This is a genomic window from Curtobacterium sp. MCBD17_019 (assembly GCF_003234555.1).
Lineage (GTDB): Bacteria > Actinomycetota > Actinomycetes > Actinomycetales > Microbacteriaceae > Curtobacterium.
The window spans coordinates 93,355-118,858 of sequence record NZ_QKTT01000012.1; the positions used below are offsets into that span (position 1 = coordinate 93,355).

20 protein-coding genes are annotated in these 25,504 nt (G+C 67.4%); 1 reads left to right on the forward strand and 19 read right to left on the reverse strand.

Features of this window, described 5'->3' with window-relative positions:
• Positions 1-62: 62 nt before the first annotated feature.
• The 16 genes from rpsG to DEI82_RS12205 form a co-directional block, all read right to left on the reverse strand.
• On the reverse strand, positions 63-533 hold the full coding sequence (gene rpsG, locus DEI82_RS12125; protein ID WP_111009862.1) for a 30S ribosomal protein S7: 471 nt from the start codon (positions 531-533) through the stop codon (positions 63-65).
• Between the two features lie 5 nt (positions 534-538).
• Positions 539-907, reverse strand: coding sequence for a 30S ribosomal protein S12 (gene rpsL / locus DEI82_RS12130; RefSeq protein ID WP_111009864.1), 369 nt, complete (start codon positions 905-907; stop codon positions 539-541).
• A 285-nt stretch (positions 908-1,192) separates the two neighbouring features.
• Positions 1,193-1,474 carry a hypothetical protein gene (locus tag DEI82_RS12135; RefSeq protein ID WP_111036931.1) on the reverse strand — a complete coding sequence of 94 codons (282 nt, stop codon included), beginning with the start codon at positions 1,472-1,474 and terminating at the stop codon, positions 1,193-1,195.
• Positions 1,471-1,926 carry a DUF6121 family protein gene (locus tag DEI82_RS12140; RefSeq protein WP_111036933.1) on the reverse strand — a complete coding sequence of 152 codons (456 nt, stop codon included), beginning with the start codon at positions 1,924-1,926 and terminating at the stop codon, positions 1,471-1,473. The genes DEI82_RS12135 and DEI82_RS12140 overlap by 4 nt, the downstream gene beginning before the upstream one ends.
• A gap of 40 nt (positions 1,927-1,966) precedes the next feature.
• A complete protein-coding gene (locus DEI82_RS16255) occupies positions 1,967-2,716 on the reverse strand; it encodes a hypothetical protein (RefSeq protein WP_181435196.1) in 750 nt (249 codons plus the stop codon).
• A gap of 2 nt (positions 2,717-2,718) precedes the next feature.
• Entirely contained in the window at positions 2,719-3,549 is an 831-nt protein-coding gene (locus tag DEI82_RS12155) for a PilN domain-containing protein (RefSeq protein WP_146242907.1), read from the reverse strand.
• On the reverse strand, positions 3,546-4,598 hold the full coding sequence (gene pilM / locus DEI82_RS12160) for a type IV pilus assembly protein PilM (RefSeq protein WP_111036940.1): 1,053 nt from the start codon (positions 4,596-4,598) through the stop codon (positions 3,546-3,548). Before pilM ends, DEI82_RS12155 begins: the two co-directional genes overlap by 4 nt.
• A gap of 24 nt (positions 4,599-4,622) precedes the next feature.
• Positions 4,623-5,462 (reverse strand): A24 family peptidase, encoded by an 840-nt coding sequence (locus DEI82_RS12165; protein ID WP_111036942.1) that lies wholly within the window; start codon positions 5,460-5,462, stop codon positions 4,623-4,625.
• Positions 5,459-7,255, reverse strand: a complete 1,797-nt coding sequence (locus DEI82_RS12170; protein WP_111036944.1) for a hypothetical protein — start codon at positions 7,253-7,255, stop codon at positions 5,459-5,461. Before DEI82_RS12170 ends, DEI82_RS12165 begins: the two co-directional genes overlap by 4 nt.
• The gene (locus DEI82_RS12175; protein WP_111036946.1) at positions 7,255-7,899 is read right to left on the reverse strand and encodes a type II secretion system protein J; all 645 of its coding nucleotides are present in this window, start codon (positions 7,897-7,899) and stop codon (positions 7,255-7,257) included. Before DEI82_RS12175 ends, DEI82_RS12170 begins: the two co-directional genes overlap by 1 nt.
• A gap of 47 nt (positions 7,900-7,946) precedes the next feature.
• Complete coding sequence (locus tag DEI82_RS12180) at positions 7,947-9,449, reverse strand: prepilin-type N-terminal cleavage/methylation domain-containing protein (RefSeq protein WP_111036948.1); 1,503 nt, start codon at positions 9,447-9,449, stop codon at positions 7,947-7,949.
• A 108-nt stretch (positions 9,450-9,557) separates the two neighbouring features.
• A complete protein-coding gene (locus tag DEI82_RS16630) occupies positions 9,558-10,046 on the reverse strand; it encodes a type II secretion system protein (protein ID WP_111036950.1) in 489 nt (162 codons plus the stop codon).
• 196 nt (positions 10,047-10,242) lie between these two features.
• Positions 10,243-11,466, reverse strand: a complete 1,224-nt coding sequence (locus DEI82_RS12190) for a type II secretion system F family protein (protein WP_181435197.1) — start codon at positions 11,464-11,466, stop codon at positions 10,243-10,245.
• On the reverse strand, positions 11,466-13,046 hold the full coding sequence (locus DEI82_RS12195; protein WP_181435198.1) for a type IV pilus twitching motility protein PilT: 1,581 nt from the start codon (positions 13,044-13,046) through the stop codon (positions 11,466-11,468). The genes DEI82_RS12190 and DEI82_RS12195 overlap by 1 nt, the downstream gene beginning before the upstream one ends.
• A 28-nt stretch (positions 13,047-13,074) precedes the next feature.
• Positions 13,075-14,745: a GspE/PulE family protein gene (locus DEI82_RS12200; RefSeq protein ID WP_111036952.1), complete on the reverse strand. Its 1,671-nt coding sequence runs from the start codon at positions 14,743-14,745 to the stop codon at positions 13,075-13,077.
• A gap of 189 nt (positions 14,746-14,934) precedes the next feature.
• Positions 14,935-15,963: a GNAT family N-acetyltransferase gene (locus tag DEI82_RS12205; protein ID WP_111036954.1), complete on the reverse strand. Its 1,029-nt coding sequence runs from the start codon at positions 15,961-15,963 to the stop codon at positions 14,935-14,937.
• Between the two features lie 79 nt (positions 15,964-16,042).
• Between DEI82_RS12205 and DEI82_RS12210 the strand changes: the two genes are divergently transcribed.
• Positions 16,043-16,450 carry a VOC family protein gene (locus DEI82_RS12210; RefSeq protein ID WP_111009880.1) on the forward strand — a complete coding sequence of 136 codons (408 nt, stop codon included), beginning with the start codon at positions 16,043-16,045 and terminating at the stop codon, positions 16,448-16,450.
• Positions 16,451-16,654: 204 nt separating this feature from the next.
• On the opposite strand, the gene rpoC is transcribed toward DEI82_RS12210, so the two are convergent.
• The 3 genes from rpoC to DEI82_RS12225 all read right to left on the reverse strand — a co-directional run bounded on the left by rpoC (position 16,655) and on the right by DEI82_RS12225 (position 25,432).
• Positions 16,655-20,536 carry a DNA-directed RNA polymerase subunit beta' gene (gene rpoC, locus DEI82_RS12215; protein WP_111012113.1) on the reverse strand — a complete coding sequence of 1,294 codons (3,882 nt, stop codon included), beginning with the start codon at positions 20,534-20,536 and terminating at the stop codon, positions 16,655-16,657.
• Positions 20,537-20,577: 41 nt separating this feature from the next.
• On the reverse strand, positions 20,578-24,069 hold the full coding sequence (gene rpoB / locus DEI82_RS12220; RefSeq protein WP_111009882.1) for a DNA-directed RNA polymerase subunit beta: 3,492 nt from the start codon (positions 24,067-24,069) through the stop codon (positions 20,578-20,580).
• A gap of 391 nt (positions 24,070-24,460) precedes the next feature.
• Positions 24,461-25,432 (reverse strand): aldo/keto reductase, encoded by a 972-nt coding sequence (locus DEI82_RS12225; protein WP_111009883.1) that lies wholly within the window; start codon positions 25,430-25,432, stop codon positions 24,461-24,463.
• Between the last annotated feature and the right edge of the window lie 72 nt (positions 25,433-25,504).

A 25,504-nucleotide genomic window follows, 5' to 3' on the forward strand; every position in this document is an offset into this window, starting at 1 on the left:
TCGACAGCGCCCATGGGGGCGCCGGGATCATGTCGCCGGCACCCCCGATGGGGCCGGGAGTGTTACCAGCGGTAGTGCGCGAAGGCCTTGTTCGACTCGGCCATCTTGTGGGTGTCCTCGCGGCGCTTGACCGCGGCACCCAGACCGTTCGACGCGTCGAGGATCTCGTTCATGAGACGCTCGGTCATCGTCTTCTCGCGACGGGCCTTGGCGTACGAGGTGAGCCAGCGGAGCGCGAGCGTGTTCGCACGGTGCGGCTTGACCTCGACCGGCACCTGGTAGGTCGAACCACCGACGCGGCGGCTGCGGACCTCGAGGGTCGGGCGGACGTTGTCGAGGGCCTTCTTGAGCGTCGCGACGGCGTCCTGCTGGTTCTTGGCGGCGACGCCTTCGAGTGCACCGTAGACGATGCGCTCGGCGAGGCCCTTCTTGCCGTCGAGCAGGATCTTGTTGACGAGCTGGCTGACGACCGGAGCGCCGTAGACCGGATCGGCGACGACGGGGCGCTTGGGGGCGGGTCCCTTACGAGGCATCTATCTCAACCCTTCTTCGCGCCGTAGCGGCTGCGGGCCTGCTTACGGTTCTTGACGGCCTGGGTGTCGAGCGCACCACGGACGATCTTGTAGCGGACACCGGGGAGGTCCTTCACACGACCACCACGGACGAGCACCATCGAGTGCTCCTGGAGGTTGTGGCCCTCACCGGGGATGTACGCGGTGACCTCGGTGCCGTTCGAGAGCTTGACACGAGCGACCTTGCGCAGTGCCGAGTTCGGCTTCTTCGGGGTGGTGGTGTAGACGCGGGTGCACACACCACGCTGCTGGGGGTTCGCCTTGAGGGCGGGCGCCTTGGTCTTGACGACCTTCGGCGCGCGGCCCTTGCGAACCAGCTGCTGAATCGTAGGCAACTGCTGCTCCTGGTTCCTGCTCGATTCCCTGGCCGACGTGATCCGTCGGCTTCCTCGTCCCGCGGCCGGACGGCGCCCGACACGGTGATCCGTGTCGCTTCCCGTACAACCCCGACACCGGGCCGACGATTCCAACGTCGGACCACGGCGGGCGACCGCTCTCGCGGTACCGCCTGGGACGGACATGTCCTGTACCGCTCCGTGAGCGTTCGGACTTCCGGGCACGCCGCTGTCGGCGCACACCGGAACAAGATTACTCGGCGTGACAGAGGCGGTCAATCCCGCTCAGGAGGCCGTGCCCGCGTCGGTGCCGTTCGTCACCGTCGGTCGGCACACCGCTCCCGCGTTCGTGATGCCCGTGACGCCCGTGACGCCCGTGACGCCCGTGACGACACCGTCCGCGGGGAACGCGACCGGACCCGCACTCGCGATGCCCGTTCGGCCGGACTCGAGAACGTCGCCGAGAACGACGCGCTCCCGGGTGAGGCCGACCGGAGCGGCCGTCATGGCACCGGGGATCGGGACGGGAGGGACGGTGTGGGCGGCGGCGGCCTCCTCGGTCGTCACGACCGCCCGGTACGGAAGCCGGACCCGCCCTCCTGGCGGCGGCGGTCCTCGTGGCGGGCCAGGAGCACCGCCGCGATCACGACCACGAGCGCGATGACGACCGTGCCCACGACGAAGGGGCCGAGCGCGTAGCCGGCGGGGAACACCACGAGCTGCGCGGCGTCACCGTGGACCAACGCGTAGCCGACCGACCCGACGCCGAGCATGACGAGGTACGCCGTGGCCGCACACACCAGCCCGGACATCGCCGGACTGCCGCTCCGCGCACCCACCGCCGTGCCTGCGAACACCACGATCGCGACGCCCGTCACCATCGCCGGGCCGAGGTACGGGGTGGCGTCGGGTTGGCGGATGACCTCGAGGCCGGAGAACAGGCTCTCGAACCCCGTGACCGCGATGACGAGCGCGAAGAACAGCACCGTCGTCATCGTCGCGAGGAGCCACCGGGACATGGGACGAGCGTAGTGCCGGGGGCGGATGGGTGGCAGACGCTCAACCGTTCTTCGCCCCAGAGGCCGTCGAGGCCAGGACGTAGATGTCACCGCCGAGCGTCCAGGACATCGCGCCGGAGGTGGTGGTCCCCGTCGAGGAGTCCTGCGACGACGTCGAAGCGGTGATGGCGTCGACGAGGAACAAACGGTCGCCCGACTGCACCGCCTTCGTGAAGGCAAGCGCTTGGTCGTAGGTTCCGCTCACCTGCACGGACACCGGGATCAGGGAGAAATTCGAGGGCGTGATGAGCGCGTTCGTCGCGGGCACCGGCGCCGTCGGCGTCGGCGCCGCTGTCGGCGTCGCGCTCGGGGACGGTGAGGGGGTCGCGCTCGGGGAGGCCGTCGCCGTGCTCGAGGACGAGGTGGATGTCGAGGTCGTGCTCGTCGAGGTACTGGCTGTCGGAGAGGTGTAGCCGGTTGCATCACCCGTGGTGATCGTGCCGATCGTCACGCCGCTCGTGGAGGCAGCGGTCGAGAGCTCGCGGTAGAAGGAATCAGCGGACGGCGTAGACGGCACCGAGCGCTGAAGCTTCGCGAGCGCCGTCTTGAGCGCTGCGAGGGACTTGTTCTTCTCGGTGAGGCGCGCGAGTTCGGCACGGCTCTGCGCATTGGAGGCGTCAACCGTCGATGCTTGTGCCTCGTTCGAGTCCGTCGATGCCAGCAGTGGACGTACGGCGAGGAAGAAGCCGCCGACCGCGACGACCACGGACGCGGCGATGGCGATCAGCAGGTGGATCCGGTTCCTGGTCACGGTCACTCGCCTCCGGTCTTGTCCGCGGCGTACCGGCCGTCGTAGGCCTTCTCGCCGACGTGGATGGTCAGAGCGACCGTGTATTCCCCGGCTCCCGAAGCTTGTGTGACCGAACCCGCGTTCGCATCGACATAACCGGGCAGCTCCTTGACTGCGTCGAGCCAAGTCGGCACGGCGGGCACGGAGGCACTGACCGCCTGCAGCTGGATCGTCGCCACTCGCTGCCCCTGGAGGGGGGTCGTCGCCTGCGTGTAGGGCGTGGTCGCGTTGGCCGCGTCGATGCTCAATGACGTGATCGTCACACCGGCGGGGAGCGAGTTCGCCACCCGGTGCAGCAGGTCCGACCAGTTGATCTCGGTGGAACCACCCACGGTCTGCGCCGCCTCCCGGAGCGCCGTCTGCTGCTCGACGTCACGGAGGTCCGTGAACTGTCCCTGCTGGGATGCGAGCGCGTTCGTCTCCGTGTTCGCCGTCGCGAGGTCGACCCGTGAGTGAACAGACTCCGCGGCGGCGCCGGCAGTCGCAGCGATGACGAGCGCCGCGACGACCACCACTGCGAGCCAAGCCCGCCGGATGGCGGCCCGCTCGCGGCGGTGGACATGCACCTCACTCGGTAGGAGGTCGACTCGCGGCTCAGCGCCGACGAGGACGAGCTGTGGGGCAACCGACGCGTTGCCGCCCACCTCCTGCGACCGGCCTCCTCGCCGCTCGCCGGCGTTCCCGCGTCCCACCCGCACGGTCCTCGACGCCTTCGCCCGCGGCTTTGATGCGCCCTTCATGCTGCTTCCCGCCAACGCCCCGTCCACCGCGATCGACTCCCTCGTCGCGCTCATGCTGCCTTGCTCCCGACTGCGAGACCGTAGGCAACGGCGATCGATCCACCGCGCTGGGCGACGTCCTGCTGCGAGATGGACCGCGCAACCGCCACGTTCTCGAACGCGTTCCCGATCATGACCGGAAGGCGCGCGTACTCCGCGAGTGCGGCAGCGAATCCGGGGAGGTGAGCGCCTCCTCCGGACAGCACGATCCCAGACACCTGCTCCGACGGGTGCGTGCTGGTGAAGTAGTTGATCGTGTTCCGGAGGCTCGCGAGCAGCTCGTTCACGGTTTCACGCGTCACCGCGATCGCGCGGCTGTCGTCGACGGTCTGCGGGCTACCCGCGATACCGAGGTGTCGTTTCACCGTCTCCGCGTGCTCGAACGGGATCTCGAGCCGCGCCGACAGGGTCTTGGTCACGTCTTCCCCACCCGTTGGGATGAGTCGGACGAACTTGGGGATACCGTCCGTCGTGACGACCACGCTGGTGGTCTGAGCGCCGATCTCGATCATCGTCACCGTGCCCCGGAGATTCTGACGACCGACCAACACCCTGTTGAGGGCGAACGGGATGAGGTCAACTCCGGCGGGGTTGAGGCCGGCGAGCTGGACGGCTTGGACGTTCGCGAGGACGGCGTCCTTCACCGCGGCGATGAGGAGGCCGTTCACCACGGATCCCGCCTCACTCGCGCCCTCGGACGTCGGGTAGAAGTCGAGGATCGCGTCGACCACCGGGACCGGCAGCATGTCCTGGACCTGGAACGGGAGCGACTCCCGGATCTGCGCGAGCGGCTGCTTCGGAACGGTGAGGTCACGCGAGAGCACTCGCTGGTTGCCCATCCCGAGCACGACGTCCTTGGAGCGGAAGCGCCCGAGCGACCAGAGCTTCTTCAATGCCCCGGCGACCGTGTTCTGCTCGATCACCTCACCGCGGCTGACGGCGCCCTCGGGGAGCGGCAGTTCTGCGAACCTCACGATGGTGGGTCGGGCCTTCGTCGCGTCGCTCACCTCGACCGCCCGCACGGAGGTGCCAGCGATGTCCAGGCCGACGATGCTCTTCGCCATGTGTCGTTCTCCCGTTCGTGGCCCTCAGGCCAGCCCGATGATGCCGAGGTACCCGTTCCAGATCGCTCCGCCGAGAAACACGCCCACCCACGCGCCACCGATCATCCAGGGGCCGAAGGGGATGCCGCTCCCGCGCCGCGCTCGGCGCATCGCCACCAGGACGATGGCGAAGATACCGCCGAGCAGGAAAGCACCGAAAGCACCCACTGCGAGGGGTCCCCATCCGAGGTACGCCAGCACGAACCCGAGCACACCCGCGAGTTTCACGTCGCCGAGCCCCATCCCGCCCGGGACGAGTATCGCCAGCATGAGGTACCCGAGACCGAGCGCCGCGAGTCCGATGACCCCTCGAACGAACGCCGCTCCGTCGCCCGTGAGCACCGAGACACCTGCGAGCAGGACAAGGCACACGGGGTACGCAGGCAGGACGATCACGTTCGGCAGCGTGTGCGTCTCGACGTCGATGAGGGACAGCGCAACGCTGATCGCCATGAGGTACAAGAACGCGACGAGGAGCACGGAGTGTGCGGCCAGCGCTCGATCCGCATCGTTCGCAGGTCGGGCTGGGAGGGCCCAGATCCGGACGGCCACGGCCAGGAACAACCCGCACGTGATCGCCTCGACGAGCGGGTAGCGCACCGAGATCCGCGCTCGGCAGTACCGGCAGCGTCCGCGCAGGAGCAACCAGGACAGCACCGGGACGTTGTCGACGGCACGGATGGCGTGGCCGCAGGTCGGGCATGCACTCGCGGGAGCGACCACGGAGATCCCGGCCGGCACGCGGTACACGACGACGTTGAGGAACGATCCGATGAGCAGGCCCAGCAAGGCGATCACCGAGGCCACTGCGGTGATGCCGGTCACGAGGTCGGTGTCCCGTCCGGCTTGTACGCCGCCTTCACCTCGACCTGGGTCGTGATCCCGTAGTTCGTCGAGACGGGTTGCAGGAACTTCGGCGGCGCCTCGTACTGGAGACGCGCATCGTATTGGTAGTCCTTGACGTAGCCGCTGCCCACGTTACCGCCGGTCGACGACTGCGCGACCGGGCCACGGAACTTCTGCGCTATCGATCCGTACACGGTGAGCGTACCGAGGGACTTGCTGCCTTGGTCGTAGTTCTGAACGGTGAACGTGCCCTCGTTGGATGCGATCGCCGCATCGATCTCACGGTCCTTGTACCCGTTGATGGGTGTGTAGGACGTGCTGCAGCCGAAGTAGGAGCACGATGTCGACTTGGACACGGGGTTGGACACCCAGACGGCCTGCTGCCCGACCAAGCCCAGGATGTCGTCCTTCTTGTCCTGATAGGTCAGGTTTCCCGTGACGTACACGTAGTTCTGAGCGGCGACCGTCGCCTTGGCGTTCACCGTACCCGACACGAACACGTCACCATTCCGGCATCCGTACGGGGTCGTCGCGTCGAGCTGGGACGTGTCCTCGTTCGTCAACGGCCAGCCGATGCCGTTCCCCGTGGTGGTCCCGTCCGCACCCTTGCACGACTTCGTGTTCGGTTGAGCGTTCGAAGCCCAGTAGTTCGGGTCGCCCGTGGTCGCGGGCACATTCTGGACGTACAACAGGTTCTGATTCGGAACGGCGAGGGTCTGCCCCGCCGTGCTGCCGAGTTGATTCGTGCCTGTTCCGACGGTCCCACAGGCAGCTGGCGTGGTGCCGGATGACGCCGGATCCCCAGCGATCTCGGTCTTCTTGGTCCACGGCGATCGAACCGTCATGGTCCCGTCGCTGTTGAACACGATCGAGGTCGGTCCGGTGTACAGGCAGCCCGGGTTCGGCACGGTGCTCGACGTGAGGTCCGACCGCGTCTCCTGCTTGAGGTTGGCGTTCGTCGCCGGGAGCGCGATCGATGGGACGTGCTTGGTCCTGCCCCCGTTGTAGGCCTTGTTGAAGGTCGGACTGTTGCACCCGGTCGGCTTGACGTAGGCGCCATCCGCCGCGGTCGACTCGACGCTCATGTCGAAGGTCGCGCCGCAGATCGTGAACTCGTCGTTCGTACGCACCGGTCCCTCGAGGACGTCGGCGGATGCGAACTGGATTCGATTGCAATCAACGCGTGACGAGTAACCCGAGTCCGTGAGGTGCTCAGGGGTACACGTCGAGCCGGTGATCGCCGGGTCGCTCACCTCGTAGTCGGTGAAGTAGAGGTAGTCGATGAACCCGGTGCCCTTGAGGTCCGCAACCAGGCTCCGAGTGGCGTTGCCGCTCTTCCCCGTCACACGCACCTTGATGACGCCGTTCGAGTAGTAGTTCCGGTTGTTGACCTCGTACCGGTAGTACTCCTTGACACCGCCGGTGTTCGATGTCGGCACGGACACCCACGAACCGGCCGCGATCGAGAACGCGGGGTTGCTCGCCTGGCCTGTGAACGTGCTCCCCGCGCTGAATGACGATGCGGGATTGCCGTACTGCGTGTACGAGTTGTCCGCTGTCAACTTGCTCTGGTAGTCCGCGAGGCCGGCGTAAGCGGCGGACATGGCGTTCGTCCAGTCCTCGTCCGCCGAGGACTTCACCGTGCCGCTGGCAGCCACCCCGAGCATCGTCGCGGCGAGCACCATCAGGACCGCGCCCACTCCGACGACGGCGACGAGGGCCGCGCCCTGCTCGTCGTCGTGACCGCGCAGCCAGTACCAGAGACGTCGCATCAGTTCGCCTGCCCCAGGTTGACCATGCCGACCGTGTTCGACATGAGCACGTTCGACCGGGCTCCGGCAGTCGTCGAGCCGACCTCGAGCTTGATGGCGACTGAGTCGATGGACCGGAGGTTGGTCGTTCCGCTCACCGCACCGGTTGAATCGGTGGGAACAGCCGAACCGTCCGATCCGGCGTAGGTGAACAGGGGCTGGCCACCACTCGTCTGAACCGACACCGGGCCGCCGAGCACCGTGGTCCGCGTGGGCGCCGCTGCGTATGACCAGTAGCCGGTCGTGATCGGCGTCGAGGCGTACTGATACTCGACGAGGTTCCGCGTCGTGGGATCGACCTTGAACTCGACGATCACGGGCTGCTCCTCAGCGGACGCGAGGTTGACGTATGCGTAGAACTTCACGTCTTCCGCAGCTGCGATGATGAATGCGGGATCATCCGTCAAGCTCGCCTGCTCGGGATTCGCCGTCGCCACTCGCAGGGTCCGCTCCATCTCCTTCATCGCGTTGGACGCCGTTCGGGTGTTCCTGTCCACGGCACCGTTGAGCACGCTCGCCTTCTCGGCAGCACCGAGGAAACCACCGACTGTCACCAGGATGATGGCGGTGAGTCCCATCGCGATGATCAGCTCGATCATCGACACCCCGCGCTCCTCCGCGTGAAAGCCGCGCAGTGCGCTCTGCCCCTGCATCACGGCACCATCCGCGGGTCGAGCGTGATCGTGTTCGCATAGGTCAGGACCAGCGCCGCCGTCGAAGTGTTGACCTGCCCTCGGGTCCGGAAGGTGATGTTCTTCCCGCTGTTCGCGGCGACGAGGTTACTCGTCTTGCCGGACGCGACATTGCTCTGGTATATCGTCCAGGTCCCGTACGGCAGGGCGATGGTCAATGTGGGACTGCTGCCGGACACGGACGCCTTCGGAAACGTGTACACCTGCGCCCCCGAGGTGCTGGCGTCGTTGCATCCGGGGTCGTCCGAAGGCCAGGTCGTCGAGCTCACGGCCGTGATGTAGGGCTGCGAAGGCGAGATCGGCACCGTGACGACACCCATCGGCACGGTGACCGTGCTCGGAGCGGTCGCCCCCACCGTGGTCTGCCACGTCGCACTCGCCGCGCCGACTGCTCCGTCTGACGTAGCTGGTGTCGTCCACTGGGACGGGTTGACGCTGAGACAGCTGTTCGCCCCGGACGTCTTCGGGACGTAGGCGCCAGCGACGACCTGGTACCCGTCCAGGAACGGGAATGCCTTGACGGACGTGGACGCACTCGTCGTGATCGGCGGTACGAGTGCCGCGTTCTCGAACGTCGCCGTGAGGTTCGTCGGCAGCGTCGCCGCGGGGCTCGTGGAGGTGTAGTTCGCGGCGTACTGCATGTTCATCGTCGTCGCGGAGTCGTACTGGAACGAGGCGGACGCGTCGGCACCCGCCGCGACGACGACGGACTTGGACGGAGTCACGTCCTGGAGGTAGCCCGAGGGCGCGCTCGTCGCGGACGTCGGGACCGAGTTCACACCGCCCGACCGCGTGATGGAGACGACGTAGTTCCCGGGCGTGACCTTGAGTGCGTACGAGCAGCCGTTGGCGTCCGTCACGTCCGGCTGGGTGGTGATCGTCGTCGCGCCGTTCGCCGGGCTGTCGGGTTTGACCGTGACCGTGACACCCGGGCTGCCCGCGCCGGTTGCCGATTGAACCGTGACGATGAGTGTGCCGAGCGTCGGGTCATTGACCGCGCTGTCGGGCGCGATGAGCGTGTCGGCGTGGACGGACGACGTCTGCTTCGCCTGGGTGTTCCAGGTCACGTTGACGTTCACGCGCTTGTATGCCAGCGTGCCGGCACCCGTACCGCAAGCACCAGCTGCGCCACTGGAGGTGATCCAGTTGGTCGATCGCGTGACGGTGAAGGTCGTTCCGTTCACCACCTGGGTCGAACCCGGGTCACCGGCCTTGACATCGGCGACGTCGAAGACGTCCGAGGTCGTACGTGCGACGTCGATCGCCTGAGCGGCGAGATTCGTGGCGACCTCCCGAGAACGGGAGTCGGAGGTGAGGACGAGAGCGTCGGTGAGCGAGTAGGCGATGCCGACGGAGATGAGTGCGAACACCATCATCGCCACCATGACCTCGATGATCGTGAAGCCGGACTCGTCGGTAGCACCGTCACGAGGACGGAGGCGATCGGCCAGGTACCGGATCATGCGCCACCTCCTCGCAGTCAGTGCGTTGTTGCCAGGAATCACGTTCAGGGACTCGGCCCGGACGAAGGCGGAGCGCCGAGGCGCCCCGCCTTCACGTTGCAGCAGTCGTCAGGAGGCTGAGCAGCCGGTCGGAAGCGTCGTCACCTTCTGGGTTCCGGTGGTGTCGGTCGCCACGAAGTACGTGTTGTTCGTGCTCTGACCAGTGACGCAGTACGAGCCGTTGCTGCCGACCTTGAGGTACAGGATCTTGGTGTTGGCCGAGGTGGTCACGCCCGCGTCCGACCAGCTCTGGGTGCTGCCGGTCGGAGCCGTCGGAGCGGTGCCATTGGTCGTCAACAACGACTGACTCGACAGGCTGGATGAACCGGTGTTCGTCATCATCGACACCACCGCGGTCTTCGCGTTCGTGACGTCGGTCTGCGTTCCGCTGTCCTGCGCGTTCTTCTGCACGCCCAGGTACACCGGGATCGCGATCGCGGCGAGGATGCCGATGATGATCACGACGACCAGGAGCTCGATCAGGGTGAAGCCCTTCTCGTTCTCCTCGAGCAGGTTCTGCCGGCGAGCGTTGAGCTTGCCCATGAGACGGAAGTACATGAGTATCCATTCTTTCTAGGAATGTGAAAGGGGGATTCGGGTCCGGCGTGTGCTCGCCGCCGGGGACAAGCGTATTCAGGACACGCGGAGACGAGAATCCCGAGAACGGGGGTGATCAGGGCAGGGAAATGCCCCCAGAAGCGGGGTCAGTCCGGCGGCGAACCACCCCCACACGGGGGCGTTCATCTACATTCGCTCAGTGGATGAGATTGGTGATCTGGAAGATCGGCAGGTACAGCGCCACGATCATGCCGCCGACCACGACGCCGAGGAAGGCAATCAACAGCGGCTCGATCAACGACGTCAGCGCCTCGGTGGTGGCCTCGACCTCCGCGTCGTAGAAGACCGCGATCTTCTCGAGCATGATCTCCATCGATCCGGCGTCCTCGCCGACCGCGATCATCTGGGAAACCATGCTCGGGAACACAGCTTCGCGTTCCAGCGGACCGGCGATGGATTCGCCTTTCCGAACGGATTCACTCACGCGGTCGAGCGCTTTCTGCACGACGTGGTTGTCGGCCACCTCACCGACGATCTTCAACGCCTGGAGAATGGGGACACCCGCCCCGATCATGTTCGAGAAATTGCGTGCGAACCGCGCGATCACGATCTTCTTGTTCAATTGCCCGAACACCGGGAGCCGTAATTTGAGCGGGTCGAGGACGGCGCGGACCGATTCTTTGTTCTTGTTGGCTCGGAACCACAACCACCCCACGATCACGCCAACGGCCAGGAGCGGCCCCAGCCAGACCATCGCATGTGAGGCGCCGACGAGGATGAGCGTCGGCAGCGGAAGCTGACCGCCCAGACTCGAGAACATGTTCTGGAAGATCGGCACGATGAAGACGAGCATCACGACGACGCTGGTCAACGACATGATGAGGACGACCGTCGGGTAGGTCATCGCGGACTTGATCGTCGTCCGGAGCTTGTGCTCCTTCTCGAAGTTCGTCGCGATCGAGTCCATGGCCTGGTCGAGGAACCCCCCGGTCTCCCCCGCCCGCACCATGTTGATCATGATCGGTGGGAAGTCCACCGGGTACTTCGCGACGGCATCCGAGAACGACACGCCCTGCTCGACCTCGTCGCGCACCTTACCGAGGATCTCGCCGAGCTTCTTGGTGTCGGTCTGGTCGGCCAGGATCGTGAGGGTCCGCAGGAGTGACAGGCCCGACGAGAGCATCGTCGAAGCCTGACGTGCCATGATCGCGAGTTCCTTGAGCCCTACCGTTCTCACGAAGCCCGGGATGGTGATCTCGCGCTGCAGGCCCGTCCCCGGCTTCGCCTCGTTCAACGCGATCGGGGAGACACCCATCGTCCGGAGCCGCGCGACCGCGGCGCCCTCGCTTGCGGCATCGAGCCGCCCTTTGACCAGATTGCCGGAGACGTCACGGCCCCGGTAGTCGAATGCGAGGGACATCAGTAACCTCCGGAGTACTTGTCGCCGAAGTCGATCTCGCTTGCGGCGATCGCGCTCGCGGACGACTCGCTGGGGCTCTCGACGCGCTGCACCAGCCGGTCGAAGCCCTCCTTGTCGTGGACCTTCTCCATCGCGGCTCGGCGCGTCACTGTGCCCACGTTGACGAGTTCGGCGAGGTCCTGGTCCATCGTGTGCATCCCCAGATCAGCACCCGCCTGCATCGCGGAGGTGATCTGGTAGGTCTTGCCCTCGCGGATGAGATTGCCGATGGCGGGGGTCGTCCGCATGACCTCGGTCGCGACGATCCGCCCCTTGCCGCTCGCCCGGGGAACCAGCGTCTGGCAGATGACACCCTGAAGCGTCGATGCCAACTGCGTGCGGATCTGCCCCTGTTGGTGCGGCGGGAAAACGTCGATGACGCGGTCGATGGTGCCGGGCGCACTCTGCGTGTGCAGGGTCGCGAACACGAGGTGACCGGTCTCGGCTGCGGTGAGCGCGACCGAGATGGTCTCGAGGTCGCGGAGCTCGCCGATGAGGATGACGTCCGGGTCTTGGCGCAAGACGTGTTTCAATGCGTTCGCGAACGAATGGGTGTCCGCCCCGACCTCACGCTGGTTGATGATCGAGCGCTTGTGATCGTGCATGAACTCGATCGGATCCTCGACCGTGACGATGTGGTCCGCGCGGGTCTCGTTGACCAGGTCGATGAGCGCGGCGAGCGTCGTCGACTTGCCGGAGCCGGTCGGGCCGGTGACGAGGACGAGTCCGCGCGGGAGGTTCGCGAAGTCGCTCACATCCTCGGGGATGCCGAGCTCCTTGAGCGTCTTGATCTTCGTCGGAATAAGTCGGAACGCTGCTCCCCAGTTCCCGCGCTGCTGGTAGTAGTTGACGCGGAACCGCGACTCGTTCGAGAGCGAGTACGCGAAGTCGAGTTCCTGGTGCTCCTCGAACTGCGCGAGCTGGTCCACGCTCAAGAGTGTCCGCAACGCGGCGATCACCTTCGAACGAGACCATGCCCCTCCCGGCACAGCCGGCCTGAGTCCGCCGTCCACCCGGACGGTGGGTGCCGCGTCTGCGGTGACGTGGAGGTCGGAGGCGCCCTGTATCACCACTTCGGTCAACGCGATGATGAGATCGGGATCCGCGATCCCTCGTGCATGATCCGTGTAGGCGATCCTCGCGCCGTTCTGGTCCATGACGACCGGCGGCAGGGGCGCGACGTGGGCTGCCGTTGCGGGAGTGAACGCGACCGCCGAGAGCGCCGTGACATGGGGCGCCACGGGATACTGCGGCGCGGGTGGAGTGGCGGGAACGCCACCGTCCGGGGCGACGTACACGGGCTCGGTGTACGTCGCGGGCTCGGTGTAGGACGTGGCCGAGCCGGACCTCTCGGGCGCGGCCCACGCAGCGTCGTCCGACAGGTCGAACACACGCCCGGTGCCCGCGACGACCGGCTGCTGGCCGGTCTCCGCGAGCCGCGCCGCGCGCCGTCCACCGACGACGTTGCCCGCGGAGCCGGGGTGCCATCCGGCGACGGGCTCGTCCGAGCCGGCACCGAGGTCGTAGACCGAATCACTCATGCGATGACCTGTTCGTTCGTTCTCTGGGCTACGCGACGACGCGCAGGATCTCCTCGACGCTGGTGAGGCCGAGCTTGACCTTCTCCCAGCCGTCCTGGCGGAGCGTGAGCATGCCCTGGGCCTGGGCGACCCGGCTGATCTCGACGCTCGAGCTGCGGGAGACGGCGAGGCGCTCGATCTCCTCGGAGACCGTCATGACCTCGTGCAGGGCGATGCGGCCGCGGTACCCGGTGTTCGAGCACACGGCGCAGCCGACCGGTGCGTACACGGTCGGCAGGGGCTGCGCCACGTCGTCGATGAAGCGGAGGTCCCGGAGTCGCTCCATGGTGTGGTTCGCCGGTGCCTTGCAGCGGTCGCAGAGCTTGCGGGCGAGGCGCTGCGCGACGACGCAGTCGAGGGCAGAGCCGACGAGGAACGGCTCGATGCCCATCTCGGTGAGGCGGGTGACCGCGCTCGGGGCGTCGTTCGTGTGGAGGGTCGAGAGCACGAGGTGACCGGTGAGCGACGCCTCGATGGCGATCTGGGCCGTCTCGTGGTCGCGGATCTCACCGAGCAGGACCACGTCGGGGTCGGACCGGAGGATGCTCCGCAGCGCCGAGGCGAAGGTCAGGCCCGCCTTCGGGTTGACCTGCACCTGGTTGACGCCCGGCATCCGGTACTCTACCGGGTCCTCGACGGTGATGACGTTGATCTCGGGCTTCGCGACGGCGTTCAACGTCGTGTACAGCGTGGTCGACTTGCCGGAACCCGTCGGGCCCGTGACGAGGATCATGCCGTACGGCTTGGAGTAGGAGCGCTTGTACGCCTCGGCGTTGCGCTCGAGCAGGTTGAGGTCGCGCAGGGACATCGACGTGTTCGAGTTGTCGAGGATCCGCATGACGACCTTCTCGCCCCACACGGTGGGGAGCGTCGCGACGCGGAGGTCGATCTGCCGACCGCCGTGCCGCACGGACATGCGGCCGTCCTGCGGCTTCCGTCGCTCGGCGATGTCGATGTCGCTCATGATCTTGAGCCGGCTGATGACACCGTTCTGGATGTTCTTCGGCGCCGGCGTCATCTCGTGCAGCACGCCGTCGATGCGGTAGCGGACCCGGACGTCGTGCTCGCCGGGCTCGATGTGGATGTCGGACGCGTGGTCCTGGATCGCCTGCGACACGAGCAGGTTCACGAACCGGACGATCGGGACGTCGTCGAGGCCACCGTCGCCGATGTCGACCTGCTCGTCGTGGTGCACACCAGCTTCCTCCTCGAGCGAGGAGGTCAGGTCGTTGAGTTCGTCGTCCGCACGGAGGTACCGGTCGAGTGCGGCGACCATGTCGCGCTCGTCCACCTGCAGCGGCTTGATGACCCGACCGGACGCGGCACGGGCGTCATCGAGGGCGAGCACGTTCGCGGGGTTCACCATCGCGAGGACGAGGGCCTCGCCCTCGAACCCGACGCCGAGGATCCCGTGCCGACGACACAGGGCGGCCGGGAGCATGGACACCGCGGTGCCGTCGACGGGGTAGTCGGTGAGCGGCACGGACTTCGAGTTGTTCGACGCCGCACGCGCCGTGACGAACTGGGCCTCGCTCACGACGCCCTGGTCGACGAGGGACCGGATCGCCCGCTCGTCCACCTGCTCGTCGCCGGTGAGGGTGTCGAGGTGCTCGATCGGCAGCGCGCCGTTGAGGATGAGGATCTCCGAGAGGGTCGCCATGGCGCTCCTCACCTCCTTGTTCTCGCACGATCAGGGGACGCGGCACGGCAGGGATGACCGAGACCTCGTCGATGCGGCCGGAACGCGATGCGGATCGGACCCGGGACGCCGCGTTCTCGGACGTTGACCCACGCTAATTCGTGCGCATGATCCGGGCGCAGTCCCAGAAAGAGGGGGGACCGCGCTGGATCAGAACAGCGCTGCGTGGCTGACGGTCGTGCGCGCCCGTACGAACCCCATCCGCTCGTAGAGGCCGAGCGCCCCGGAGGGGTTCTCCGCGTCGACGTCGAGCACGACGTGGTCGAGGCCGGCCCGCTGGGCTGCCCGCATGGTCGCGCCGAGCACGAGCGGGGCGAGTCCCCGCCCTCGGTGGTCGCGCACGACCCCCACGTAGTCGACGTAGGCGTGCGATCCACCCCGGGCCGCGAAGGCGTCGGGATCGACCTCGGTGACCGAGAACGCGACCACGACTCCCGACCCGTCGACGACGACGTACGAGAGGTCGAAGCGGAAGGTGTCCTCGTGGAACCGGCGCGCCCAGTCCTCGGCCGGGGTCGACTGCGATCCCCAGTGGTCGCGGAAGGCGTCGTTCCGGGCGATGCGGATCGCCTCGACGTCGGACTCGACGGACGGCCGGAGCACGAACCCGTCCGGGACGGCGCGGTCGGGGATCGGATCGGCGAGGTCACGTTCGAGCTCGAGCCAGTACCGGAGCGGCACGAGACCGGCGCGTGCGGCGAGACGCAGCGGTCCCGAGCCCTCGGCCGCGGCGAGTTCGAGCATGCCCGGCACCGTGAGCTCCGAGGCCGCGAGGAGCTGCCGACCGCGACCGAGTTGCCAGGCGAGGACGCGTCGGCCGATCCCCTGCCCGCGGACGTCGGGGTGCACGGCGCCGAGGAGCAGGACGCGGAGCATGGTCTCGCGTCCGGGGACCGCGAGGTCGAGCGCTGCAGCCATGACATGCCCACCAGCATCGACGCCGACGAGGCCGTCCCGCTGCGGATCGACGCCACTTGTGGAGAACCAGTGGGCGATCTCGCCTCGGGAGGGCCGCCACGTCGGGGCGTCGACCGCGGCAGCGGCGACGATGAGCTGGTGCACGGCCTCGAGGTCACGCTGCTCGAGCGGCCGGAACGACAGCCCGGCGATCGACGTGGGCAGCGACAGGGCCGCCGGAGCGGTCACCCGCTCGGCGAGGGACGTGGTGCTCGTGCTCATGCCGCCAGTCTCCCAGGAACCGTCCGTCCGGCTCGGCGGGGATCTCGACGGGCACAGCGCCGGTGTCGCAAGATGGACCATGGACATCACGAGCGTGACCGTCGGGCTCCCCGTCACCGACATCGAGGCGTCGTGCCTCTGGTACGGCGCGGTGTTCGAGCGCGCCGAGCCCGACCTCGAGCCCGCCGACGGCGTCGCCGAGTACGAGGTCAGCGGCATCTGGATCCAGCTGTACGAGGACGAGCACGCCGAGGAGCAGTGCGTGGCCGTCCGGTTCGGCGTCGATGACGTCGCCGCCCAGCACGCGCGGATCGGCGCCCTCGGCATCGACGTCGGCCCGATCGCCCGGGTCCCCGGCGCCGTCGAGTACTTCGACTTCCGCGATCCCGACGGCAACGTGTTGAGCCTCTACTCGCTCATCGACGAGACGGGTCGTGACGAGTCCGGGCGCGACAGCGACGCCGGTCGCGCGCCCGGCAAGGGCTGACGCCGGTCGGGAGGCACGGGGCGGCCGCCCACCGCCCCTCCCGGCCGCGGCCGGCCACAGAGCACCGGCGAGATCGCAGTGGTTGTCGCTCCGACCCCGGTCGGAACGGCGACGACTGCGATCTCCCGAAGGGACCGGAGGACCGGGGAACGCGGAAGGGCCCCGCACCGATGATCGGTGCGGGGCCCTTCGTGGTCACCTGACTCAGTTGTAGGTACCCGGCGTGAAGTCGTCCGACGAGAAGCTGTCGAAGTCGACGAAGCTCAGGTCGGCGTCCGAGAACGAGGAGTCGTCGGCGAAGATGCGGTTGGGGTACCGCTCCGCCTTGGCTTCCTCGGTGGCCTGGACGTCCACGTTCCGGTACCGGCTGAGGCCCGTCCCCGCGGGGATGAGCTTGCCGATGATGACGTTCTCCTTGAGACCGACGAGCTGGTCCTGCTTGCCCTCCATGGCCGCCTGCGTCAGGACGCGGGTGGTCTCCTGGAAGGACGCGGCGGACAGCCACGACTCGGTCGCGAGGGACGCCTTGGTGATGCCCATGACCTCCTGGCGGGCGGAAGCGGTCTTCTTGCCCTCCTGGAGCGCCGCACGGTTGATCTCGTTGTACCGCGAACGGTCGACGAGCTCACCCGGGAGCAGCTCGGTGTCGGCGTGGTCGACGACCGTCACCTTGCGGAGCATCTGGCGGACGATGACCTCGATGTGCTTGTCGTGGATCGGCACACCCTGCGAGCGGTACACGTCCTGCACGCCACCCACCAGGTGCTTCTGCACCTCGCGGACACCCTTGACCCGGAGGACCTCCTTCGGGTCGACCGTGCCGGCGATGAACTGCTCGCCGAGCTCGACGTGCTGGCCGTCCTCGACGAGGAGGGTCGCACGCTTGAGCACCGGGTAGACGAACGGCTCGTCACCGTTGTCCGGCGTCAGGATGACCCGACGCTGCTTGTCCGTGTCCTCGATCGTCACGCGACCGGCGGCCTCCGCGATGGGCGACGCACCCTTCGGGGTGCGGGCCTCGAAGAGCTCCGTCACGCGGGGCAGACCCTGCGTGATGTCGTCCGCCGACGCCGAACCACCCGTGTGGAACGTGCGCATCGTGAGCTGCGTGCCGGGCTCGCCGATCGACTGGGCCGCGATGATGCCGACGGCCTCGCCGATGTCCACCAGGTTGCCCGTGGCGAGCGAGCGGCCGTAGCACTTCGCGCAGACGCCGACCGCCGACTCGCACGTCAGGACCGAGCGCACCTTGATGCTCTCGACACCCGCCGCGACGAGCTTGTCGATGAGGACGTCACCGACGTCCTCACCGGCGTCGGCGAGGACCGTGCCCTGCTCGTCCGTGACCGCGGTCGCGAGCGTGCGGGAGTACACGGTGTTCTCGACCGTGGCGTCGCGGTGCATCGTGCCGTCCGCGTCCTTGGTCGCGATCGGCAGCTCGAGCCCACGCGTCGTCCCGCAGTCGTCCTCACGGATGATGACGTCCTGCGACACGTCGACGAGACGACGGGTGAGGTACCCGGAGTCCGCCGTGCGGAGCGCGGTGTCGGCGAGGCCCTTGCGGGCACCGTGCGTGGCGATGAAGTACTCCGCCACGGTCAGGCCCTCCCGGTAGGAGTTGATGATCGGGCGGGCGATGATCTCGCCCTTCGGGTTGTTCACCAGACCACGCATACCGGCGATGTTCCGGACCTGGAGCCAGTTACCACGAGCACCCGAGGACACCATGCGGTTGATGGTGTTGTCCTTCGGGAAGTTGTCGCGCATCTCCTGCGCGATCTCGTTCGTGGCTTCGGTCCAGATCTTGATCAGGTCCGCGCGACGCTCGGCGTCGGTGATCAGACCCTTGTCGAACTCGCCCTGGACCTTCGCCGCCTGCGTCTCGTAGCCGGCGATGATCTCCTTCTTGCGGGGCGGGGTCACGACGTCCGACAGCGCCACCGTGACACCCGAGCGGGTGCCCCAGTAGAAGCCGGCGTCCTTGATCCGGTCGAGCGCCGCAGCGACCTCGACCTTGGGGTACCGCTCCGCGAGGTCGTTCACGATCGACGACAGCGTGCCCTTGTCCGCGACCTTCTGGACGAACGGGTAGTCCGCCGGGAGGGTCTCGTTGAAGAGCGCGCGACCGAGGGTCGTCTCGAGGATGAACGGCTGACCGGCCTCGAAGCCCTCGGGGGCCTCGCCCTCGGCGAAGTGGAGGTCCGACATGCGGATCTTCACGAGCGCGTTGAGGTGCAGCGAGCCCTGGTCCTTCGCGAGGATCGCCTCGGCGACGGACGAGAACGCGCGGCCCTCGCCGACGGCACCCTCGGTGACGGTCGTCAGGTGGTGCAGACCGATGATCATGTCCTGCGCGGGCAGGGTCACCGGGCGGCCGTCCGACGGCTTGAGGATGTTGTTCGAGGCGAGCATCAGGATGCGGGCCTCGGCCTGGGCCTCGACCGACAGCGGCAGGTGCACGGCCATCTGGTCACCGTCGAAGTCCGCGTTGAACGCGGCACACACGAGCGGGTGGAGCTGGATCGCCTTGCCCTCGACGAGCTGCGGCTCGAAGGCCTGGATGCCGAGGCGGTGCAGCGTGGGCGCGCGGTTGAGCAGCACGGGGCGCTCGCGGATGATCTCCTCGAGGACGTCCCACACCTGCGCGCGCGACCGCTCGACCATGCGCTTGGCGGCCTTGATGTTCTGTGCGTGCGACAGGTCGATCAGGCGCTTGATGACGAACGGCTTGAACAGCTCGAGCGCCATCTGCTTCGGGAGACCGCACTGGTGGAGCTTGAGCTGCGGGCCCACGATGATGACCGAACGACCGGAGTAGTCGACGCGCTTGCCGAGCAGGTTCTGGCGGAAGCGACCCTGCTTGCCCTTGAGCATGTCGCTCAGGGACTTGAGGGCGCGGTTGCCGGTACCCGTGACCGGACGACCACGGCGACCGTTGTCGAACAGCGCGTCCACGGCCTCCTGCAGCATGCGCTTCTCGTTGTTCACGATGATCTCGGGGGCACCGAGGTCGAGCAGGCGGCGGAGACGGTTGTTGCGGTTGATCACACGGCGGTAGAGGTCGTTGAGGTCACTCGTGGCGAAGCGGCCACCGTCGAGCTGCACCATCGGGCGCAGCTCCGGCGGGATCACCGGCACGACGTCGAGGACCATCGCCGCCGGCGAGTTGCCGGTGATGAGGAAGGAGTTCACGACGCGGAGACGCTTGATCGCGCGGATCTTCTTCTGGCCCTTGCCCTCGGCGATCTGCAGGTGCAGCGCCTCGGCCTCGGCGTTCAGGTCGAAGCCCTCGAGCCGGAGCTTGATCGCCTCGGCGCCCATGTAGGCGTCGAAGTAGATCCCGTACCGGTCCTGGAGCTCGTGGAACACGGCGTCCTCGGGCTTGAGGTCGCCGACCTTGAGGTTGCGGAAGTCCTCCCACACCCGCTCGAGGCGCGTGATGTCCTCGTCGAAGGACTTGCGGACCTGCGACATCTCCTTCTCGGCGCCGTCCTTGGTGCGACGCTTCTGGTCGCTCTTGGCGCCCTCTTCCTCGAGCGCCGCGAGGTCGTCCTCGAGCTTCTTGAGGCGGTCGGCGATGATCGAGTCGCGCTGGTTCTCGAGGTTCTTGATCTCGAGGCGCATCTCGTTCTCGAGGCCGGGCATGTCGGCGTGACGGCCCTCCTCGTCGATGTCGATGATCATGTACGCCGCGAAGTAGATGACCTTCTCGAGGTCCTTCGGCGCCATGTCGAGCAGGTACCCGAGGCGCGACGGGACGCCCTTGAAGTACCAGATGTGCGTGACGGGCGCAGCGAGCTCGATGTGGCCCATGCGGTCACGGCGGACCGAGGACTTGGTGACCTCGACACCGCAGCGCTCGCAGACGATGCCCTTGAACCGGACGCGCTTGTACTTGCCGCAGGCGCACTCCCAGTCGCGGGACGGACCGAAGATCTGCTCGCCGAACAGACCGTCCTTCTCGGGCTTCAGAGTGCGGTAGTTGATGGTCTCCGGCTTCTTGACCTCGCCGTACGACCACTGACGGATGTCGTCGGCCGTGGCGAGGCCGATCCGCAGTGCGTCAAAGGAAGTTGCTTCGAGCAATGTTCTTCTCTCTTGCTGGATCTGACGTGTGTCGGGCGGGATCAGATGTCGTCGATCGTGGACGACTCGAACCGCGAGGAGATGTTGATGCCGAGCTCTTCAGCGGCGCGGAAGACCTCGTCGTCCGTGTCGCGGAGGCTGACCGCGGTGCCGTCGGCCGAGAGGACCTCGACGTTCAGGCAGAGCGACTGCATCTCCTTCATGAGGACCTTGAAGCTCTCCGGGATGCCGGGCTCCTGGATGTTCTCGCCCTTGACGATCGCCTCGTACACCTTGACGCGGCCGAGGATGTCGTCGGACTTGATCGTGAGGAGCTCCTGGAGGGCGTACGCGGCGCCGTAGGCCTCGAGGGCCCAGACCTCCATCTCGCCGAAGCGCTGACCACCGAACTGCGCCTTCCCACCCAGCGGCTGCTGCGTGATCATCGAGTACGGGCCGGTCGAGCGGGCGTGGATCTTGTCGTCCACCAGGTGGTGCAGCTTCAGGATGTACATGTAGCCGACCGAGACGGGCTCCGGGAACGGCTCGCCGGAGCGACCGTCGAAGAGCTGCGCCTTGCCCGAGGAGCCGATCAGCCGCTCGCCGTCGCGGTTCGGGAGGGTCGAGTCGAGGAGACCCTCGATCTCGCGCTCCGCCGCGCCGTCGAACACCGGGGTCGCGACCTTCGTGCCCGGAGCCGCGGTGCGCGCGGCCTCCGGCAGGTTCTCGGCCCACTCCTGGATGCCCTCGACGTTCCAGCCCTGCTTGGCGAGCCACCCGAGGTGGATCTCGAGGACCTGGCCGAAGTTCATGCGGCCGGGGACGCCGAGCGGGTTGAGGACGATGTCGACCGGCGTGCCGTCGGCGAGGAACGGCATGTCCTCGACCGGGAGGATCGTCGAGATGACGCCCTTGTTCCCGTGGCGGCCGGCGAGCTTGTCACCCGCGGTGATCTTGCGCTTCTGGGCGATGTAGACGACCACGCGCTGGTTGACGCCCGAGCCGAGCTCGTCGTCGCCGTCCTGCGCGTCGAACACCTTGACGCCGATGATCGTGCCCTCTTCACCGTGCGGCACCTTGAGCGAGGTGTCACGGACCTCGCGCGACTTCTCGTTGAAGATCGCGCGGAGCAGGCGCTCCTCGGCGCTGAGCTCGGTCTCGCCCTTCGGCGTGACCTTGCCGACCAGGATGTCGCCGGGGCGGACCTCGGCACCGATGCGGATGATGCCGCGCTCGTCGAGGTCGGCCAGGAGGTCCGGGCTGACGTTCGGCAGGTCGCGGGTGATCTCCTCCTTGCCCAGCTTGGTGTCGCGGGCGTCGACCTCGTACTCCTCGATGTGGATCGAGGAGAGGACGTCGTCCTTCACGAGGTTCTGCGACAGGATCATCGCGTCCTCGTAGTTGTAGCCCTCCCACGGCATGAACGCGACGAGGAGGTTCTTGCCGAGCGCGAGCTCGCCGTTCTCCGTCGCGGGGCCGTCGGCGATGACCTCGCCGGCCTCGATGCGCTCACCGGCGTTGACGATCACGCGGTGGTTGTAGCTCGTGCCCTGGTTCGAGCGGTCGAACTTGCGCAGGTAGTAGGTCTGCGTCCCGCCCTCGTCGAGCTGGACGGTGACCGCGTCGGCCGACACCTCGGACACGACACCAGCGGCGTCGGCGGTGACGACGTCACCGGCGTCGATCGCGGTGTAGCCCTCCATGCCGGTGCCGACGAGCGGCGACTCGGAGCGGAGGAGCGGCACGGCCTGGCGCTGCATGTTCGCACCCATGAGGGCGCGGTTCGCGTCGTCGTGCTCGAGGAAGGGGATGAGCGAGGTCGCGACCGACACCATCTGGCGCGGCGAGACGTCCATGTAGTCGACCTCGGCCTTGTCGACGAGCTCGACCTCGCCGCCCTTCTTGCGGACGAGCACCTTGTCGTCGACGAAGTTGAAGTCGCTCGTCAGCGGGGCGTTCGCCTGGGCGACGACGTAGTCGTCCTCTTCCGAGGCGGTGAGGTAGTCGATGTTCGTCGTGACCTGACCGTTGACCACTCGGCGGTACGGCGTCTCGATGAACCCGAAGGAGTTGATCCGGGCGAACGAGGCGAGCGAACCGATGAGGCCGATGTTCGGGCCTTCCGGGGTCTCGATCGGGCACATGCGGCCGTAGTGCGACGGGTGGACGTCGCGGACCTCGACGCCGGCACGCTCACGCGACAGACCACCCGGACCGAGGGCCGACAGACGACGCTTGTGCGTCAGGCCCGCGAGCGGGTTGTTCTGGTCCATGAACTGCGACAGCTGGCTGGTCCCGAAGAACTCCTTGATCGCGGCCACGACGGGGCGGACGTTGATCAGGGTCTGCGGCGTGATCGCCTCGATGTCCTGCGTGGTCATGCGCTCGCGGACGACGCGCTCCATGCGGGACAGACCGGTGCGGACCTGGTTCTGGATGAGCTCGCCGACGGCGCGGATGCGACGGTTGCCGAAGTGGTCGATGTCGTCGACGTCGAGGCGGAGCTGGACCGGCTCGCCGTCGCGGACGCCGTTCAGCGTCTTCTGCTCGGCGTGGAGCGCGACGAGGTACTTGATGGTCGCGACGATGTCGGCGACGGTCAGGACCGAGTCGGACAGCGGCGCGTCGATGCCGAGCTTGCGGTTGATCTTGTAGCGACCCACCTTGGCCAGGTCGTACCGCTTCGGGTTGAAGTAGAAGTTGTCGAGGAGCGCACGCGCGGCCTCGGCAGCGACCTGCTCGCCCGGACGGAGCTTGCGGTAGATGTCCTTAAGCGCCTCCTCCTTGGTGAGGATGGCGTCCTTCTCGAGGGTGGCCTCGATCGACGCGAAGCCCTTGAACTCGTCGAGGATCTCCTCGCTCGTCAGGCCGAGCGCCTTGAGGAAGACCGTGACGGACTGCTTGCGCTTGCGGTCGATGCGGACACCGACCTGGTCGCGCTTGTCGATCTCGAACTCGAGCCAGGCACCGCGCGACGGGATGACGCGAGCGGAGTAGATGTCCTTGTCGGACGTCTTCTCCTGGGCGCGCTCGAAGTACACACCGGGCGAACGGACGAGCTGCGAGACGACGACGCGCTCGGTGCCGTTGATGATGAACGTGCCGCGCTCGGTCATGAGCGGGAAGTCGCCCATGAACACGGTCTGCGTCTTGATCTCACCGGTCATGTGGTTCATGAACTCGGCGTTGACGTACAGCGGCGCGGCGTAGGTCTTGCCGCGCTCCTTGCACTCGTCGATCGAGTACTTGGGGTCCTCGAGCTCGGGGGCCGTGAACGAGAGCTGCATGGTCTCGCCCAGGTCCTCGATCGGGGAGATCTCCTCGAAGATCTCCTCGAGCCCGGAGTGGAGCGCGAGGTCCGTGCGACCCTGCTCCTGCCCCTCGGCGAGGCGGGCCTTCCAGGTGTCGTTGCCGACGAGCCAGTCGAAGCTCTCGGTCTGGAGGGCGAGGAGATCGGGGACGGTGAGCGTGTCCTTGATCTTGGCGAACGAGAGCCGCTGGTGAGCGCGGCCGTTCTTGGGTGAGTTGGTGGATGCGTTGGGCGCAGCAGCCAAGGGGGTAACCTCCGGATGGCCCCGTCGGGCCGATACTGACGGGCAGTATGTAGGTGGATGGACTGATCGCTCGGCGACCCCGGGTGGGCACCCCGCACCGTGTCGGACCTGGGTCCGATGAGTCGGTGTGGGATGATCAGGCGAGCTGCTCCGTCACCCCCGCCGCCATATACGGGGTAGAGCCGGAGCGCTGCACCAGGGGCCTTGGTCGACCGCAATATGACGACACCGATGCCAGGGAGCGCGAACCTCTATCATAGGTCGCCGGTTTCGGTGCTGTCCAGTCCGTAGTTGACCGGAATCCGCACCGGAGTGTATAAGCGGGCAGCGCCTCCCGGCATTCCCACTGCCAGGAGGCGCTGCCCGCGTCCGTCCGTCGGGGCGCGCGTCCTCAGATGTTGAGGCCCGACATGTCCGGGTAGCGGTCGCCCGCGGCCGGCTCGAGCCGGTCGAGCGCGGCCATCTGCTCGGGCGTCAGCACGAGGTCGTCGGCCGCGAGGTTCTCCTCGAGCCGCTCGATGCGCTTCGTCCCGGGGATGGGCGCCATGTCGTCGCCCTTGGCGAGCACCCACGCGAGCGCGATCTGCGCCGGGGTCGCGTCGACCTCGCGGGCGATGCGCTCGACCTCGTCGACGATCGCCAGGTTCTGCTGGAGCGCCTCGCCCTGGAACCGCGGGTTGTTCCGACGGAAGTCGTCGGCGTCGAGCTTCGAGGGGTCACGGAGCGCGCCGGTGAGGAACCCGCGGCCGAGCGGCGAGTACGGCACGAAGCCGATGCCGAGTTCGCGGAGGACGGGGATGACGGCCTCCTCCGGGTCCCGCGTCCACAGCGAGTACTCCGACTGCACGGCGGTGACCGGGTGCACGGCGTGCGCGGCTCGGATCCGCTCGGGCGCCGCCTCGGACAGGCCGTAGTGCAGGATCTTGCCCTGCTCGATGAGCTCCGCGAACGCGCCGACCGTGTCCTCGATCGGGGTGTCCGGGTCCATGCGGTGCTGGTAGTAGAGGTCGATGTGGTCGGTGCCGAGGCGCTGCAGCGAGCCCTCGACGGCGATGCGGATGTTCTCGGGGCTGCCGTCCGTGCCGCGCTGGCCGTCGCCGCGGTGCCGGATGTTGCCGCCCTTCGTGGCGATGACGACCTCGTCGCGGTGCTCGCGGAGGGCCGCGCCGACGAGTTCCTCGTTCGTGTAGGGGCCGTAGATCTCGGCGGTGTCGAAGAACGTGACGCCGAGTTCGACGGCGCGGTGGATCGTGGCGGTCGACGCGGCGTCGTCGGCGGCGGCACCGGAGTAGAAGGCGCTCATGCCCATGCAGCCGAGACCGAGTCGGCCGACGTCGAGGGTTCCGAGGGTGACGTGACGCATGCGGGTGCTCCTGTCGGGTCGGGGTGGGGGGACGAGCGGAGGCTACGCTCCGCACCGGCTGTCTCTTATACA